A 14,738-nucleotide genomic window follows, 5' to 3' on the forward strand; every position below is an offset into this window, starting at 1 on the left:
AAGCTGCATGACCGCCACCGCCCCGAAGCTGTTGTCCGAACCCCGCGTGCTGTGGCCGGCGGGGGCCACGCTGGGCGAGGGCACGCTGTGGTCGGTGCGGCGGCAGTCGCTGTACTGGGTCGACATCCTCGGGCGCACGCTGTACCGCTACCACCCGGCCACCGACGCCCGCGAGAGCTGGCCGTTCGACGAGGAGATCTCGGCGGTGGCCGAGCGGGCCGGCGCGCCGGGGCTGCTGGTCACCTTGCGCAGCGGCTTCGCGTTCTTCGACACCGACAGCGGCGCGCTCGAGAAGCTGCACGACCCCGAGGCGCACCTGCCGGGCAACCGCTTCAACGACGGCAAGTGCGATGCGCAGGGCCGCTTCTGGGGCGGCACGATGGATTTCGGCTGCACCGAGCCGACCGGATCGCTGTACCGCTTCGATGCGAAGCGGCAGTGCCAGAAGATGTTCGATGCGCATTTCGCGGTGACCAACGGGCCGACCTGGTCGCTCGACGGGCGCACGCTGTACTTCAACGAGACGGCGCAGCAGCGCATCCATGCGTTCGACTTCGACGCCGACAGCGGCGAGATCTCGAACCAGCGGCTGTGGCTGCGCTTCGCGAAGGGCGACGGCCACCCGGACGGCATGACGACCGATGCGGCCGGCCGCCTGTGGATCGCGCACTGGGGTGCCGCCTGCGTCAGCTGCCACGACCCGGTCAGTGGCGAGGAGCTGGCACGCGTCGCGCTGCCGACCAGCCACGTCACGAACGTCGCGTTCGGCGGGCCGGACCTGCGCACGCTGTTCATCACGAGCGCGCGCTTCGAATTGACCGAGGCGCAGCTGGCGGCACAGCCGCTGGCCGGCGCCTTGTTCTCGGTGGATGTCGACAGCCCGGGACGGGCGGCGACGGCTTTCGCCGGCTGAGGGCGCTGTCCTTACTTCCCGAAGAAGTGCTGGAAGATTTCCGGCTCGTCGACCTCGCGCATCGACAGGCCGTCGAGCGCTTCGCGGAACGGTTTCGGCGGCGCGATGGTTTCCATCAGGCTGGCCGGCATCGTGTTCTTCCACGCGGCACCGCCCTCATGCTCCTCGCCGGTGCGACGCACCGCCAGCTTCGGCATCTCTTCCCATTCGATGGCGTCGTTGGACGGCAGCGAACGGAACTGGATGGTCGGGCTTTGCGGGGCGGTCGAGCGGTTCATGATGGCGGCGTGGTGTCAGACGGGCTGCTGATGGGAATGAAGCGTACCCGCCCGCCCGCGGCGAGGTGCCGGCGATAAGCGGCTGCAACGCCCGCCATTTTTCAGCCACGCGGCCCAGGCCCGCAGCCCGAACGACAGGATCAGGCCCTTGTGGGCGCGCCGGGTGACCAGATCGATCTGCATGGCGACGCATCTTCAGCGGGCGGCGCCCGCGGCAATCGGTCGAAACGGGCGCGTTCGGCGCCCGGCTGTGTCGGGTTGTGACGACCCTCCGCCCGGACCGACTGAGACAGAATCGCGCGATCCGCGCGCCGCCTTCGACGCCGTCTGCCGCTCGCTCCACAACGAGGTCCCCGCATGCCCTTGATGCCGCCCGCCCCGATCGAGACGCCGCGCCTCGTGGTGCGGCAGATCACCGAAGCCGACCTGCCCGGGCTGATGGCGGTGAACGGCGACGACACGGTGACGCAGTTCCTGCCCTACGCCACCTGGCGATCGATCGATGACGCCACCGCCTGGTACCAGCGCATCACCGGCATCCAGGCGAGCGGCAACGCGGTGCAGTTCGTGATCCTCTCGCGCGACGACGCCTCGGTGGTCGGCGCCTGCCTGCTGTTCAACTTCAACGAAGGCAGCGCCCGCGCGGAGCTGGGCTACGTGCTCGGCCAGGCGCAGTGGGGCCGCGGCCTGGCGCGCGAGGCGGTTGGCGCGCTGGTCGGCACCGCGTTCGGGGCCATGGGCGTGCGCCGCCTCGAGGCCGAGGTCAATCCGCTGAACCAGCCCTCGGTGCGGCTGCTGCAATCGCTCGGCTTCACGCGCGAGGGGCTGCTGCGCCAGCGCTGGGTCGGCAAGGGCAAGACCTATGACGTCGAACTGCACGGGCTGCTGTCAGCAGAGTGGCAACCCGCTCGCTGACAATCGCCGCATGCCGCGCCTGCAGCCCCTCTCTCCGCCCGAGCCGGCCCCCGCGCCGCTCGTGCCGCAGCGCCCGCGCGGCATCCCCGCCGATCCGCAGAAGTTCGCGTTGACCGTGGCCCCGAGCACCATCGACGGCCAGGGCGTGTTCGCGGCCGAGGCGATCCCGGCGCGCCGCAAGATCGGCGAGCTGCGCGGCGAGCCGATCAGCGTCGCCGAGGCCCGCCGGCGCGCCCGCGGCGTGGCCCGCATCATGATCGTCGAGGTGTCCGAGCGGCGCGCGATCGATGCGTCGGCGTCGACCGACGCACTGCGCTTCGCGAACCACTCCTGCCGGCCGAACATGGTGTTGAAGCTGCAGCAGGGCCGCGTCGCCTTCCATGCACTGCGCGACATCAATGCCGGCGAGGAACTGACCGTCGGCTACGGCCGCTCGCACCACCTGGGCCGGCTCGCGTGCCGCTGCGGCGCGCCGGGTTGTGCCGGAACCCTCTGAAGCCCCTGCCCTCTTGTCCGATACGCTGCCATGACGACCCCAGCCCAGCACCAGGCGGCCGAACGCCGCGGCCTCTTCATCGCCGACGACGGCACCCCGCGCTGCCACTGGTGCCGCGCGACGCCCGGCTACCAGCACTACCACGACCATGAATGGGGCTTCCCGGTCACCGACGAGCGACGGCTGTTCGAGAAGATCTGCCTCGAAGGCTTCCAGGCCGGGCTGAGCTGGCTGACGATCCTGAACAAGCGCGAGGCGTTCCGCGCCGGTTTTGCGAACTTCGAGGCCGACCAGGTCGTGCGCTTCACCGAGAAGGATGTCGAGCGGCTGCTGGCCGACGCCGGCATCGTGCGCCACCGCGGCAAGATCGAATCGACGATCAACAACGCGCAGCGCGTGCTGGAGCTGCGCCAGGAGTTCGGCTCGTTCGCCGCCTATGCCTGGGGCTACGAGCCGGCGGCGCGGTCGCGGCCGAAGAAGCTGACGCACGAGGCGCTGGTCGCGATGACGACTTCGCCGGAGGCGATCGCGATGTCGAAGGACCTGAAGAAACGCGGCTGGAGCTTCGTCGGGCCGACCACCGTCTACGCGTTCATGCAGGCGATGGGGCTGGTCAATGACCACCGCGAAGGTTGCGCGTCGCGCGACGCGGCGCTGCAGGCGCGCGCGGCGATGACGCCGCCGACGCGCTGAACCTCAGGCGTCGACGCTCCACAGCCAGGCCGCGTCGCGGGCCGGCAGCGGCAGGCGGATCGCGCGGCCTTCGCGCGTCCAGCCGTGGCCGCTCGGCGACGCCCAGCGGGCGACATCGAACGGCAGCGCATCGAGCGGCACGACCGCCTCGGCGGCATCGCCACGGTTGAGCACCAGCAGCGTGACGGCCGCCGCGTTGACCCGCGCGAACGCGATCCAGTCGTCGCCATGCGCCAGCGTGAGGCACGCCCCTTCGCGCAACTCGGCCCGATCACGGCGCCACGCGGCGAGGCGCTTCACGCGCTCGAGGATCGCCGGCCGCCAGCTCGCACCGCTCCAGTCGAAGCAACGCCGGTTGTCCGGGTCGTTGCCGCCCTGCAGCCCGACCTCGTCGCCGTAGTAGATGCAGGGCACGCCGGGGTAGCCGAACTGCAGCGCCTGCGCGACGCCGTGCAGTGCTTCGTCGGTGCCAAGCAGCGTGAACAGGCGCTGCGTGTCGTGGCTGTCGAGCGCGTTCCACTGCGCGAGCGCCACCTCGTGCGGCACGACCGCCCGCGATTCGCCGAGCCAGGCCGCGAGGTCGGCTGTCGCGACCGGCGCCGCGCGCCCGCCGAAATCGACCCCCGCCAGCCACTGCCACAGCGGGAGCGTGAAGCCCCAGTAGTTCATCGCGGCGTCTTCCTGGTCGCCCTGCAGCCAGGAACTCGCTTCGCTGAAGTGCTCGCCGACCAGGATGGCCTCGGGGTTCTCGTCGCGCACCGCCTCGCGCATCGCGCGCAGCATCGCGGCGTTGTTGCCGGCGCCGGGGCCCTCGCCCAGCATGTGCACCGCATCGAGCCGCCAGCCGTCGGCCGACACCGGCGGCTGCAGCCAGCGCCGCAGCACCGAGCGCGGGCCGCGGATGAAGGCGTCCAGCACCTCGGGGTGCGCGTAGTCGAGCACCGGCAGCGACTGATGGCCCTTCCAGTAGACCGGGTGGCCGTGCTCGTCGCGCGCATACCAGCCGTGCCAGGGCGAATCGGGCGATTGCCACGCGCCGGGTTCGTCGTGCTGCGCGAAGCGGTTGAACCACGGGTGGTTCGCGCCGGTGTGGTTCAGCACCGCATCGAGCACCAGGCGCAGGCCGGCCGCGTGCAGCTGCTGCGACAGCGCGACGAGCGCCTCGTCGCCACCGAGCCCCGCGTCGACGTGGTCGTAGTCCTCGGTGTCGTAGCGGTGGTTGCTGCCGGAGCTGAACACCGGCGTCAGGTAGACGGTCGTCACGCCAAGCGCCTGCAGGTGGCCGAGGCGCTCGCCGATGCCCGCCAGGTCGCCGCCGTAGAACGCGCTCCAGGCCGGCTTCACATCGAGCGGCGCGCCCCACTCGAGCGCATGCACCGGTGCCTTGCCGTAGCCGAAGGCATGCGGCGGACGCTCGCGCGGCGCATCGGGGCCGCGCGCGAAACGGTCGGGGAAGATCTGGTAGATCAGCTGCTGCTGCGCCCAGGCCGGCACCAGCGGCTCGCGAGCGATGCGGAAGTGATGGGCCTCGTTCGGCACGCGGCGCTGCGGACCGGTCGCGGCCAGCCAGTGCGGCGCGCCGCCACGCAGCGCGCGAAAGCAGTAGCGCGTCGTCGGCCCGGTCGGGCACCACGGGATCGTCGCCTCGAAGCACGCGAAGCGGCCGCGGTCGCCCGTGCGCTTCAGCGGCTGCCAGGTTTCCTCGTTGTCGAGCAGGAAGCGCGCATGGACCTCACCCAGGTCCGGCGTGTCGCTGAGCAGCGTGAGCCGCAGGCCGGCGGCGGTGCGCTCGGCCCACGGGGCGAGGGGCAGGTGCTGGAGGAACATCGGGCAACGCTCGCTGAGGGATCAGCGGAGCGTAACCCGATGCGGTGTCACGCGGTCAGCGGGCCAAATTTTCCGGAGCGGTAGTCCTCGACCGCCTGGAAGATCTGCTCATGCGTGTTCATCACGAACGGCCCGTACTGCGCGATCGGCTCGTTCAGCGGCTGCCCGGCGATGATCAGCGCCTTGGCAGGCGCCTCACCGGCCTGCAGCACGATGCCGTCACGCTCGGCGCCGTTCTTCAGGATCGCCATGCGCTGCGCCCCGACCTTCGCGCCGCCCACCTCGACCTCGCCGCGGTACACATAGACGAACGCGTTGTGCGTCGCCGGCACGAGCTGGTCGAAGCGCGCGCCCGGCGCCAGGTGCACGTCGAGGTACAGCGGCTGCGTCACCTCGCGCTGCATCGCGCCGGCCACGCCGTGCGACTCGCCCGCGATCACGCGCACCGTCGTGCCATCGTCGGTCGTGAACTCCGGGATCTCGTCCGACTGGATGTCGCGGTACCACGGGTCGGCCAGCTTGCGATCGGCCGGCAGGTTCAGCCACAGCTGGAAGCCCTCCATGCGTCCGGCCTGCTGCTCCGGCAGTTCCGAATGCACGATGCCGCGGCCGGCCGTCATCCACTGCACGCCGCCGTTCTGCAACAGGCCTTCGTGGCCGGCGTTGTCTCGGTGGCGCATGCGCCCGGCGATCATGTACGTGACGGTCTCGAAGCCGCGGTGCGGGTGGTCCGGGAAACCGCCGACGTAGTCATCGGCGTTGTCGGTGCCGAACGCATCGAGCATCAGGAACGGATCGAGCCGGCGCTGCAGCGGCTGCGTCAGCACCCGCGTCAGCTTGACGCCGGCGCCGTCCGACGTGGCCTGGCCCGTCACCAGGCGCTCCAGCTCGCGCGGGCGCGCGACGGCCTCGGTCACGGGGTGGAAAACGGTGGTGGCGGAAGACATGTCGAACTCCTTGATGGATGGTGGAAGGAACAGCAGGAAAACTCGAAACGGATCAGGCGTGCACGGCCTCGTCGATCTGCGCGCGGGCGAAGGCCAGGCCCTTCTCGGCCGCGTCCGGGCCCATGTTCAGGCCTTCGGCGTAGAAGAACTCGACGTCGGTCATGCCCAGGAAGCCCAGCACGGTCTTCAGGTACGGCACCTGCGTGTCGGCCGGCGTGTTGCGGTACTGGCCGCCGCGGGTCAGCGCGACGTAGACCTTCTTGCCGGTCAGCAGGCCTTGCGGGCCCTTGTCGGTGTACGCGAAGGTCACCTTCACACGGGCGATCGCGTCGATCCAGTTCTTCAGCTGGGCCGGCACGCCGAAGTTGTACATCGGCACGCCCAGCACGACGGCGTCGGCGGCCTGGATCTCGGCGATCAGCGCGTCGTCCAGCGCCGCCCGCTCGGCCTGCGCCGGCGTGCGAGCGTCGGCCGGCGTGAACAGCGCGTGCAGCGCGGCCTCGTCGAGCACCGGGTGCGGCGTGACGGCCAGGTCGCGCAGCGTCACGGTGGCGCCGGGGTTCACGGCCAGCAGGCGGGCGGTCAGTTCGTTGGCCAGCACGGTCGATTGCGAACCTTGGGTGCGGGCGCTGGAGTTGATCTGGAGGATGTTCATGGAGGGCTCCGAAAGGGTTGGGAATCAGTGGCGGAATCGATGGATGAACTCTAGGCGTCCCACAATCCGACCGGAAGCCCTCGGATTGGATTACATTGTTCCATCAGTGAGACAGTGGAGCCCCGAATGAGCCTCGAAGCCAATGACCTGATGCTGTTCGCCCGCGTGGCGGACGAAGGCAGTTTCAGCCGCGCTGCCGCGCGCGTCGGCCTGCCGAAATCCACCGTGTCGCGGCGGCTGGCCGCGCTCGAGGCGCAGCTCGGCGAGCGGCTGCTGCTGCGCACCACGCGCAAGCTGACCGTCACCGATTTCGGCCACAGCGTGCTGGAGCACGCGCACCAGGTGCTGGCCGAGGTAGAGGCGGCCGCGCAGCTGGCGCAGCACCGGCAGGCGGAGCCGAGCGGGCGGCTGCGCATCTCGATGCCGGCGGACTTCGCCAACGTCGTGCTCGGCGAGTTCATGAACGATTTCCTCGCGCGCTACCCGGCGATCACGCTGGAACTCGACCTCTCGCCGCGGCGCGTGGACCTGATCGGCGAGAACTTCGACGTGGCGATCCGCATGGGCGACCTGCCCGACGATGCAAGCCTCGCGGCGCGGCGGCTCGCGGTGATGCAGGTGGGGCTGTATGCGTCGCCCGCCTACCTCGCGCGGCGCGGCGAGCCGAGCGAGCCCGAGGCCCTGATGGAGCACGACGCGCTGCACATCCTGACGCGCACCGGCGAGCCGGCACTGTGGACGCTGCAGCGCGGCGAAGCGCAGTGGCAGGGCTCGCCGCCGCCGCGCGCGACCGCGAACTCGCCCGAGATGCTGATCCGCATGGCGCGGGCCGGTGCGGGCATCACCGTGGTCTCGAGCCACTTCGCGGTGCACGACGTGCGCAGCGGCGAGCTGGTGCCGGTGCTGCCCGACTGGTCCTTGCCCGACGTGACCGCGTGGGCGGTGTTCCCGGGCCGGCGGCTGATGCCGGCGCGCACGCGGGTGCTGCTGGACGCGATGGCGGCGCAGTTCTCCGGACCGTCCTGCCGCCGGGCGGAAGCGGAGATCGAGCAGGACCACGCAGCCGCCAAGCAAAGAAGCCTGGCTGGCCGCAGCAGCGAGCCCGCGGCGGCGGCTTAGCGAACGCCGGGCGCTTGTCCTACACGCCCGGCGGGGTGGCACGCCGTACGCTGTGGCCCTTGATCATCACTTCGAGGAGACCGCCATGGTCCGCGTGCTCGTGCTGTTTGTCGCCCTGCTGGTGATGGCCGTCTTCACGCTGCTGAACTGGCCGGCCTTCGTCGCGCCGACGCCGCTGTCGCTGGGCTTCACGACGGTGCAGGCCCCGTTGCCGATGCTGCTGCTCGGCGCCTTCGTGTTCATCAGCGTGTGGTTCGTGGTGTGGGCGCTGCAGCTGCAGGGCAAGGCGATGCTGGAAGCACGCCGGCTCTCGAAGGACCTGCAGGCGCAGCGCGAGCTGGCCGACAAGGCCGAGGCCTCGCGCTTCACCGAGCTGCAGGGCTTTCTCAGCGCGGAACTGGCGCGGCTCAACCAGTCGGGGCTGGATGCGCGGGCGGCGGTGAACTCGCGTTTCGACCAGCTGCGGCGCGAGCAGCAGGTGGCGCTGGAGGAGGCGGCGAACGGGATTTCGGCGCACCTCGGGGAGCTGGAGGATCGGCTGGAGCGCTCGCACGGGCTGGCGGCCGAACTCGACCGGCCACCCGTGCGCGAGCACCTGCGCTGAGGCTTCAGCCGAGGGTCACTCGTCGCGGCTGCCGAAGATCCCCAGCAGCGCGAGCAGCGACTGGAACACGTTGTAGACGCTCAGGTAGACGCCCAGCGTCGCGGTGATGTAGTTGGTCTCATGCCCGTCCTGCACGCGCTTCAGGTCGTACAGGATGAAGGCCGAGAAAATGCCGATCGCCAGCACCGACAGCGTGATCATCAGCGCGCCCGACTGGATGAAGAAGTTCGCGATGCCGGCGACCAGCAGCAGGATCATGCCGATGAACAGGAACTTGCCCATCGACGACAGGTCGCGCTTGATCACCGACGACAGCGTCGCCATGCCGAGGAAGACCACGCCGGTGCCGGCGAAGGCCGTCATGATCAGGCTCGCGCCATTCGACAGGCCCAGCACCGCACCGACCAGGCGCGACAGCATCAGCCCCATGAAGAACGTGAACGCGAGCAGCACCGGCACGCCGGCCGCCGAATTCTTCGTCTTCTCGATCGCGAACATCAGGCCGAACGAGCCGACCAGGAAGACCACCAGGCTGACGCCCGGCGTCATCGCGCGCGCCAGGCCGGTCGACACGCCGATCCAGGCGCCGAGCACGGTCGGCACCATCGACAGCGCGAGCAGCCAGTAGGTGTTGCGCAGCACCTTGTTGCGCTGCTCGACCGAGGTGAATTCGCCGGCGTAGCCGGTGGTTGAAACTTGGGACAGGGGATTCATGACGGATTCCTTCAGTTCGTGGGTGTCGTAGAGGCAGGAGCGTTCGCGCGGCGCTTGGCGCGCGCGCGGATGTTGAGCGCCTCGACCGCGAGCGAGAACGCCATCGCGGCATAGATGTAGCCCTTGGGCACGTGCGCGTCGAAGGCCTCGGCCGTCAGCGCCATGCCGACCATCACGAGGAAGGCCAGCGCCAGCACCTTGACCGACGGATGCCGGTCGACGAACTCGCCGATCGGCTTGGCCGCCACCAGCATCACGCCGACCGACGCGACCACCGCCGCGACCATCACGCCAATCTGGTCGACCATCCCGACCGCGGTGATCACCGAGTCGAGCGAGAACACGATGTCGATCACCGCGATCTGGCCGATCACGCCCCAGAACATCCGCTGGCCGGCCGCCTTCAGCGCGGCCTCGTCGGTGACCGGTGCCGGGCCGTGCTGCTCCTGCGCCTCGACCTCGACGAAGATCTCGTGCGATGCCTTCCACAGCAGGAACAGGCCGCCGAACAGCAGCACCAGGTCGCGTCCGCTGATGCCCTGGCCGAGCACGGTGAACAGGTCGGCCGTCAGGCCCATCACCCAGCTCAGCGAGAACAGCAGCAGCAGCCGCGAGACCATCGCGAAGCCGAGGCCGAGCCGGCGCGCCTTGTCGCGCAGGTGCACCGGCAGCCGGCCGACCAGGATGGAGATGAAGATGATGTTGTCGACGCCGAGGACGATTTCCAGGGCGGTCAGCATCGCGAAGGCGATCCAGAGATTGGGGTCGAGAAGGAATTCCATGGCGTGGCAGTGGTGGTTCGCGGGGCCGCCAGGATGGCATGCCGCGAACGCACGGGGCAAAAAAAGCGAGGGTCGGGACGCAGCCGGGGGCCGCGGGCGGGCCGCGGCCGGGCAGTCAGGCGCGCAGTGCGGCGGCCTTCGGGGGGCGGCGCAGGCCGTCCAGCCACGGAGCGGGCCGGTCGGGTCCTGCGTGCAGCGACGGACGGGCCAGCGAGAAGCCGGGGTCCGGCACCGGCAGGACGCCGGTCAGCAGGTCCTGCACGTCGGCGACGGTTTCGCCGGCCGACTGGATGCGGTCGTCGGGCTCACGCTCCTGCGCGACGCCGTCGTCGACGATGGCCATCACGGCCTGCACCGACGGCATCTCGCTCGCCTGCGGGCGGGCCATCAGGCCGGCTGCCAGCAGGAAGAGCGTCACGACGAGGACGAGGGTGCGGGAGACCATGGGAGGCGCAGTGTACCGGGCCGGCGTGTCAGGCCGGCCCCGAAGGGCTACTGCGGCTGCTTCGCCACGCCGACCGGCGCGTCGTCCGTCGGATGGTGCCGGCGCACCTTGCGCGACACCCACTGCACCACGTCGTCGACGAAGGTGAACAGCACCGGGATCACCAGCAGGCTCAGGAAGGTCGACGTGATCAGCCCGCCGATCACGACGATGGCCATCGGCGCGCGGAAGCTCGAATCGACGCCGATGCCGAGCGCGATCGGCAGCATGCCGGCGCCCATCGCGATGGTCGTCATCACGATCGGCCGGGCCCGCTTGTGGCACGCGTCGAGCACCGCATCCCAGCGCGACAGCCCATGCTCGCGGCGCGCCATGACCGCGTACTCGACCAGCAGGATCGAGTTCTTCGTCGCGATGCCCATCAGCATGATCAGCCCGATCATCGACGGCATCGACAGCGCGGTGTGCGTGACGAACAGCGCGAGGAACGCGCCCGGCACCGACAGCACCAGCGCCGCGAGGATCGTCACCGGCTGCACGAAATCGTGGAACAGTAGCACCAGCACGATGTAGATGCACAGCACGCCGGTCAGCATCGCGAGGCCGAAGCCGGCGAACAGCTCCTGCATCGCCTCGGCATCGCCGACCCCCGCCAGCGTGACGCCGGCCGGCAGGTTGCGCAGGCTGGGCAGCGCCTCGGCGGTGGTCTGCACATGCTCCAGCGACTGGCCGTTCAGCTCGATCTCGAAGTTGATGTTGCGCTTGCGGTCGAAGCGCGCGATCTGCGCCGGCCCGCTGTCGATCGACAGCGTCGCGACGTTCGCGAGCATCACCGGCCCCTTCGCGCCCGGCACCGCCAGCCGCGACAGCAGCTCGAGGTCGGTGCGCGCACCGGCCGTCAGCTTGACGACGATCGGCACCTGGCGCTGCGACAGGTTCAGCTTCGGCAGGCTCTGGTCGTAGTCGCCGGCGGTCGCGATGCGCAGCGTGTCGGCGATCGCCGCCGACGTGACGCCGAGGTCGGCCGCGCGCGCGAAATCGGGCCGCACGATCAGCTCCGGGCGCACCAGGCTGGATGTGGACGTGACCGCGCCGATGCCGCCGATGCCGCGCAGCTCGCGCTCGACCTGCTTCGAATGCTCGAGCAGCACGTCGCCGTCCTCGCCGGCCAGCACCACGACGTACTTCTCGCCCGAACCGCCGAAGCCGACCGCGACCCGTGCACCCGGCAGCGCCGCCAGCGCATCGCGCAGTTGCTGCTCGATCACCTGCTTCTTCGGCCGGTGGCCGCGCTCGGTCAGGTTGATGCTGAGCGAGGCCTTGCGCACCTCGGCCGCGCCGGCGCCGGCGAACGGGTCGGCGCCGGTGTTGCCGCCGCCGACCGCGGTGTAGACCAGCTTCACGTACTCGTTCTTCTGCACGATCTCGCGCGCCTGCTCGGCCACCGCCAGCGTCTGCGCGAAGGTGGCGCCCGGCGGCAGCGAGATCGAGACCTGCGTCTTCGACAGGTCGTCCGGCGGGATGAAGCCCTTCTCGAGGATGCCGGCCAGGAAGAACGAGCCGACGAAGAACACGACGACCGCGATCGTCGTGATCACGCGGTGGTGCAGCGCAGCCGTCACCCAGCGCATGTAGATCTCGATCCAGCGGCCTTCCTTGTGCTCGCCCTTCGGCGGCTTCAGCAGGTAGGCGGCCATCATCGGCGTCAGCATGCGCGCGACCACCAGCGACATGAACACCGCGATCGCCGCCGTCCAGCCGAACTGCACGAAGAAGCGGCCGACCACGCCGCTCATGAAGGCGGTCGGCAGGAACACTGCGATCAGCGTGAAGGTGGTCGCGATCACCGCGAGGCCGATCTCGTCGGCCGCCTCCATCGCCGCCTGCAGCGGCGTCTTGCCCATGCGCAGGTGGCGCATGATGTTCTCGATCTCGACGATCGCATCGTCGACCAGGATGCCGACCACCAGCGACAGCGACAGCAGCGTCACGCCGTTCAGCGTGAAGCCGCCCAGCGCCATGAACGCGAAGGCCGGGATCACCGACAGCGGCAGCGCGAGCGCCGACACCAGCGTCGCGCGCCAGTTGCGCAGGAACAGCCACACCACCAGCACCGCCAGTGCCGCGCCTTCGTACAGCATCGCCATCGAGCTGTCGAAGTCCTCCTGCACGTTGTCGACGAAGTTGAAGGCCTCCTCGAACTTCACCTCCGGGTGCGCCGCCTTCATCGCCTCGATCTCGGCGCGCACGCCGGCCGCCACCTCGGTCTCGCCGGCGCCGCGCGTGCGGGTGATCTCGAAACCGACCACGGCCTTGCCGTTCAGCAGCGCCGTCGAGCGCTGCTCGGCCACCGTGTCGGCGACGCGCGCAACCTGCTCCAGCCGCAGCCGCCGGCCGTCGGCCAGCGAGATCTCCATCCTGGCCAGCTCTTCAGCCGAACGCACCGTCGCGATGGTGCGCACCGACTGCTCGGCGCCGCCGACATCGGTGCGCCCGCCCGAGGCCTCCTGCTGGATCATGCGCAGCTGGCGCGAGACATCGGCCGCGGTCGCGTTCAGCGCCAGCAGCCGGGCCGCGTCGAGCTCGACGCGCACCTCTCGCGTCACCCCGCCGACCCGCGCCACCGCGCCGACGCCGCGCACGCTGAGCATCTGCTTGCCGACCGTGTTGTCGACGAACCACGACAGCGACTCTTCATCGAGCCGGTCCGACGCCACGGTGTAGGTCAGGATCGGCGAGCCCGACAGCTCCATCTTCGTGACCACCGGGTCGCGCAGGTCGGCCGGCAGGTCGGCGCGCACCCGCGAGACGGCGGCCCGCATGTCGTCGACCGCCTCCTGCACCGGCTTCTCGAGGCGGAACTCGCCGGTGATCGTGACCAGGCCGTCGGTCACCGAGGTGTAGACGTGCTTCAGGCCCTGCAGCGTCGCGACCGAGTCCTCGATCTTGCGCGCGACGTCGGTCTCGAGCTGCGACGGCGACGCGCCCGGCAGCGCAGCCGAGATCGTGACGGTCGGCAGCTCGATGTCCGGAAAGTTCTGGATCTTCATGCTCTTGAAGCTGTAGAGCCCGAGCAGGGTCAACAGGATGAAGAGCAGCACCGCGGGGATCGGGTTGCGGATCGACCAGGCGGAGACGTTGATGTTCATGGGGGGTCGTCCTTGTGAGGCGCTCGGTGTTCAGGCTCAGCGCGCTGCCGCCGCAGCGGCCGCGGAGGCGGCGGCCGGCACCGGCAGTGCGTCGACCACGCGCACCATGTCGCCGTCGCCGAGGAACCCACCGCCTGTGGCGACCACGCGATCGGCCGGCTGCACGCCGCCGAGGATCTGGATGCGCTCGCCGACGCGCTGGCCGACCTTCACCTTCACGAGCGTCACCTTGTTGTCGGCACCGACGCGCAGCACGTAGCTGAAGCCCTCGCGCAGCAGCACCGCGCTCTGCGGCAGCGTCATGCCCTGCTGCGCGCCGATCTCGAACTCGCCGCRCGCGAACATGCCGGCCTTCGCGGCGCCGCTGCCGGCCGGCAGGTCGACGTAGACGAGGCCGTTGCGGGTCTGCGCATCCACCGTCGGCGCGACGATGCGCAGCTTGCCGGTGATGGCTTCGCCGCCGGCCGGCTGCACGCGCACCGCCATGCCCGGCTTCAGCGGGGCGATCTCGGACGACGGCACCTCGGCGCGCCATTCGAGCCGGCCGCCGCGGATCAGGCGGAACAGCTCCTGCCCGGCCGGCAGCACCGCGCCGACGGTGGCGCTGCGCGCCGAGATCACGCCGTGGTCGGGCGCCAGCACCTGGGTCTGCTGCAGGCGCAGCTGCTGCACCTTGGCAGCGGCGCGCTGGGCCTCGAGCCGCGCCTGCGCGGTGCGCTCTGCGGTCAGGTACTGGTTGGTCTGCTGCGCGCTGAGGGCGCCGGTGGGCTGCAGGTCGCGGGCGCGCTGCGCGTTGGCGGCCGCCTCGGCGGCGTTGGCCTCGGCCTCGGCGACCGCGGCGCGGGTCTGCGCCAGGTCGGCGTTGACGGTGTCGGGCGCGAAGGTCGCGAGCACCTGGCCGCGCTTGACCACGTCGCCGACGTTCACCCTCACGTCGGCCAGGCGCAGGCCGTTCGCCTCGGTGCCGACGATCGCCTCCTGCCAGGCGGCGATGCTGCCGTTGGCGGCCAGCAGCACCGGCAGGCTGGCCGGCTGCAGCTGCGTCACGGTGACCGTCAGCGCGGGCTTGGCGGCAGCAGGCTTTTTCTCGTCGGCGGCCTTCACCGTGCTCGTCGCGAAGACGACCAACGTGGCGAGCAGGCCGGCAGCGGCCAGGGACAGCAGCAGGGGCTTCAGTCGTTGGGTCATGGTGGGCGTGAGC

The 14,738-nt window shown here is 70.4% G+C and carries 16 protein-coding genes; 6 read left to right on the plus strand and 10 right to left on the minus strand.

Going from position 1 to position 14,738, the window contains the following annotated elements; all coding sequences use genetic code 11:
• The first annotated feature begins 7 nt into the window (after positions 1–7).
• Entirely contained in the window at positions 8–913 is a 906-nt protein-coding gene (locus AC1D1T_RS06725) for an SMP-30/gluconolactonase/LRE family protein (RefSeq protein WP_465110022.1), read from the plus strand.
• 11 nt (positions 914–924) lie between these two features.
• Here AC1D1T_RS06725 and AC1D1T_RS06730 read toward each other — a convergent pair whose 3' ends face one another.
• Positions 925–1,191, minus strand: coding sequence for a hypothetical protein (locus AC1D1T_RS06730; RefSeq protein WP_047503536.1), 267 nt, complete (start codon positions 1,189–1,191; stop codon positions 925–927).
• Between the two features lie 15 nt (positions 1,192–1,206).
• Positions 1,207–1,374, minus strand: a complete 168-nt coding sequence (locus AC1D1T_RS06735) for a hypothetical protein (protein ID WP_156154777.1) — start codon at positions 1,372–1,374, stop codon at positions 1,207–1,209.
• 174 nt (positions 1,375–1,548) lie between these two features.
• Here AC1D1T_RS06735 and AC1D1T_RS06740 point away from each other — a divergent pair, with 174 nt between their 5' ends.
• Genes AC1D1T_RS06740 through AC1D1T_RS06750 form a run of 3 tightly spaced genes read left to right on the plus strand, consistent with a single transcriptional unit; the run spans position 1,549 to position 3,295 of the window.
• Positions 1,549–2,106: a GNAT family N-acetyltransferase gene (locus AC1D1T_RS06740; protein WP_477824531.1), complete on the plus strand. Its 558-nt coding sequence runs from the start codon at positions 1,549–1,551 to the stop codon at positions 2,104–2,106.
• A 10-nt stretch (positions 2,107–2,116) separates the two neighbouring features.
• A complete protein-coding gene (locus AC1D1T_RS06745) occupies positions 2,117–2,602 on the plus strand; it encodes an SET domain-containing protein (protein ID WP_465110024.1) in 486 nt (161 codons plus the stop codon).
• Positions 2,603–2,632: 30 nt separating this feature from the next.
• Entirely contained in the window at positions 2,633–3,295 is a 663-nt protein-coding gene (locus tag AC1D1T_RS06750) for a DNA-3-methyladenine glycosylase I (RefSeq protein ID WP_477824532.1), read from the plus strand.
• A gap of 3 nt (positions 3,296–3,298) precedes the next feature.
• On the opposite strand, the gene malZ is transcribed toward AC1D1T_RS06750, so the two are convergent.
• Genes malZ through AC1D1T_RS06765 form a run of 3 tightly spaced genes read right to left on the minus strand, consistent with a single transcriptional unit; the run spans position 3,299 to position 6,724 of the window.
• A complete protein-coding gene (gene malZ / locus AC1D1T_RS06755; protein WP_477824533.1) occupies positions 3,299–5,122 on the minus strand; it encodes a maltodextrin glucosidase in 1,824 nt (607 codons plus the stop codon).
• A 47-nt stretch (positions 5,123–5,169) separates the two neighbouring features.
• Positions 5,170–6,069, minus strand: a complete 900-nt coding sequence (locus AC1D1T_RS06760) for a pirin family protein (RefSeq protein WP_465110027.1) — start codon at positions 6,067–6,069, stop codon at positions 5,170–5,172.
• Positions 6,070–6,121: 52 nt separating this feature from the next.
• Positions 6,122–6,724: an FMN-dependent NADH-azoreductase gene (locus AC1D1T_RS06765; protein ID WP_477824534.1), complete on the minus strand. Its 603-nt coding sequence runs from the start codon at positions 6,722–6,724 to the stop codon at positions 6,122–6,124.
• Between the two features lie 126 nt (positions 6,725–6,850).
• Between AC1D1T_RS06765 and AC1D1T_RS06770 the strand changes: the two genes are divergently transcribed.
• Positions 6,851–7,843, plus strand: a complete 993-nt coding sequence (locus AC1D1T_RS06770) for a LysR family transcriptional regulator (RefSeq protein ID WP_477839093.1) — start codon at positions 6,851–6,853, stop codon at positions 7,841–7,843.
• A gap of 85 nt (positions 7,844–7,928) precedes the next feature.
• Positions 7,929–8,447, plus strand: coding sequence for a LapA family protein (locus AC1D1T_RS06775; protein WP_465110030.1), 519 nt, complete (start codon positions 7,929–7,931; stop codon positions 8,445–8,447).
• 15 nt (positions 8,448–8,462) lie between these two features.
• On the opposite strand, the gene AC1D1T_RS06780 is transcribed toward AC1D1T_RS06775, so the two are convergent.
• The 5 genes from AC1D1T_RS06780 to AC1D1T_RS06800 all read right to left on the minus strand — a co-directional run bounded on the left by AC1D1T_RS06780 (position 8,463) and on the right by AC1D1T_RS06800 (position 14,725).
• Positions 8,463–9,161, minus strand: coding sequence for a Bax inhibitor-1/YccA family protein (locus tag AC1D1T_RS06780; protein ID WP_465110031.1), 699 nt, complete (start codon positions 9,159–9,161; stop codon positions 8,463–8,465).
• Between the two features lie 11 nt (positions 9,162–9,172).
• Positions 9,173–9,943 carry a TerC family protein gene (locus tag AC1D1T_RS06785; RefSeq protein WP_477824537.1) on the minus strand — a complete coding sequence of 257 codons (771 nt, stop codon included), beginning with the start codon at positions 9,941–9,943 and terminating at the stop codon, positions 9,173–9,175.
• Positions 9,944–10,058: 115 nt separating this feature from the next.
• Positions 10,059–10,388 (minus strand): hypothetical protein, encoded by a 330-nt coding sequence (locus AC1D1T_RS06790; RefSeq protein WP_477824538.1) that lies wholly within the window; start codon positions 10,386–10,388, stop codon positions 10,059–10,061.
• 47 nt (positions 10,389–10,435) lie between these two features.
• Positions 10,436–13,537 carry an efflux RND transporter permease subunit gene (locus AC1D1T_RS06795; RefSeq protein ID WP_477824539.1) on the minus strand — a complete coding sequence of 1,034 codons (3,102 nt, stop codon included), beginning with the start codon at positions 13,535–13,537 and terminating at the stop codon, positions 10,436–10,438.
• Positions 13,538–13,573: 36 nt separating this feature from the next.
• Positions 13,574–14,725: an efflux RND transporter periplasmic adaptor subunit gene (locus AC1D1T_RS06800; RefSeq protein ID WP_477991672.1), complete on the minus strand. Its 1,152-nt coding sequence runs from the start codon at positions 14,723–14,725 to the stop codon at positions 13,574–13,576.
• Between the last annotated feature and the right edge of the window lie 13 nt (positions 14,726–14,738).

Source organism: Rhizobacter sp. P2_H3, from assembly GCF_056403355.1.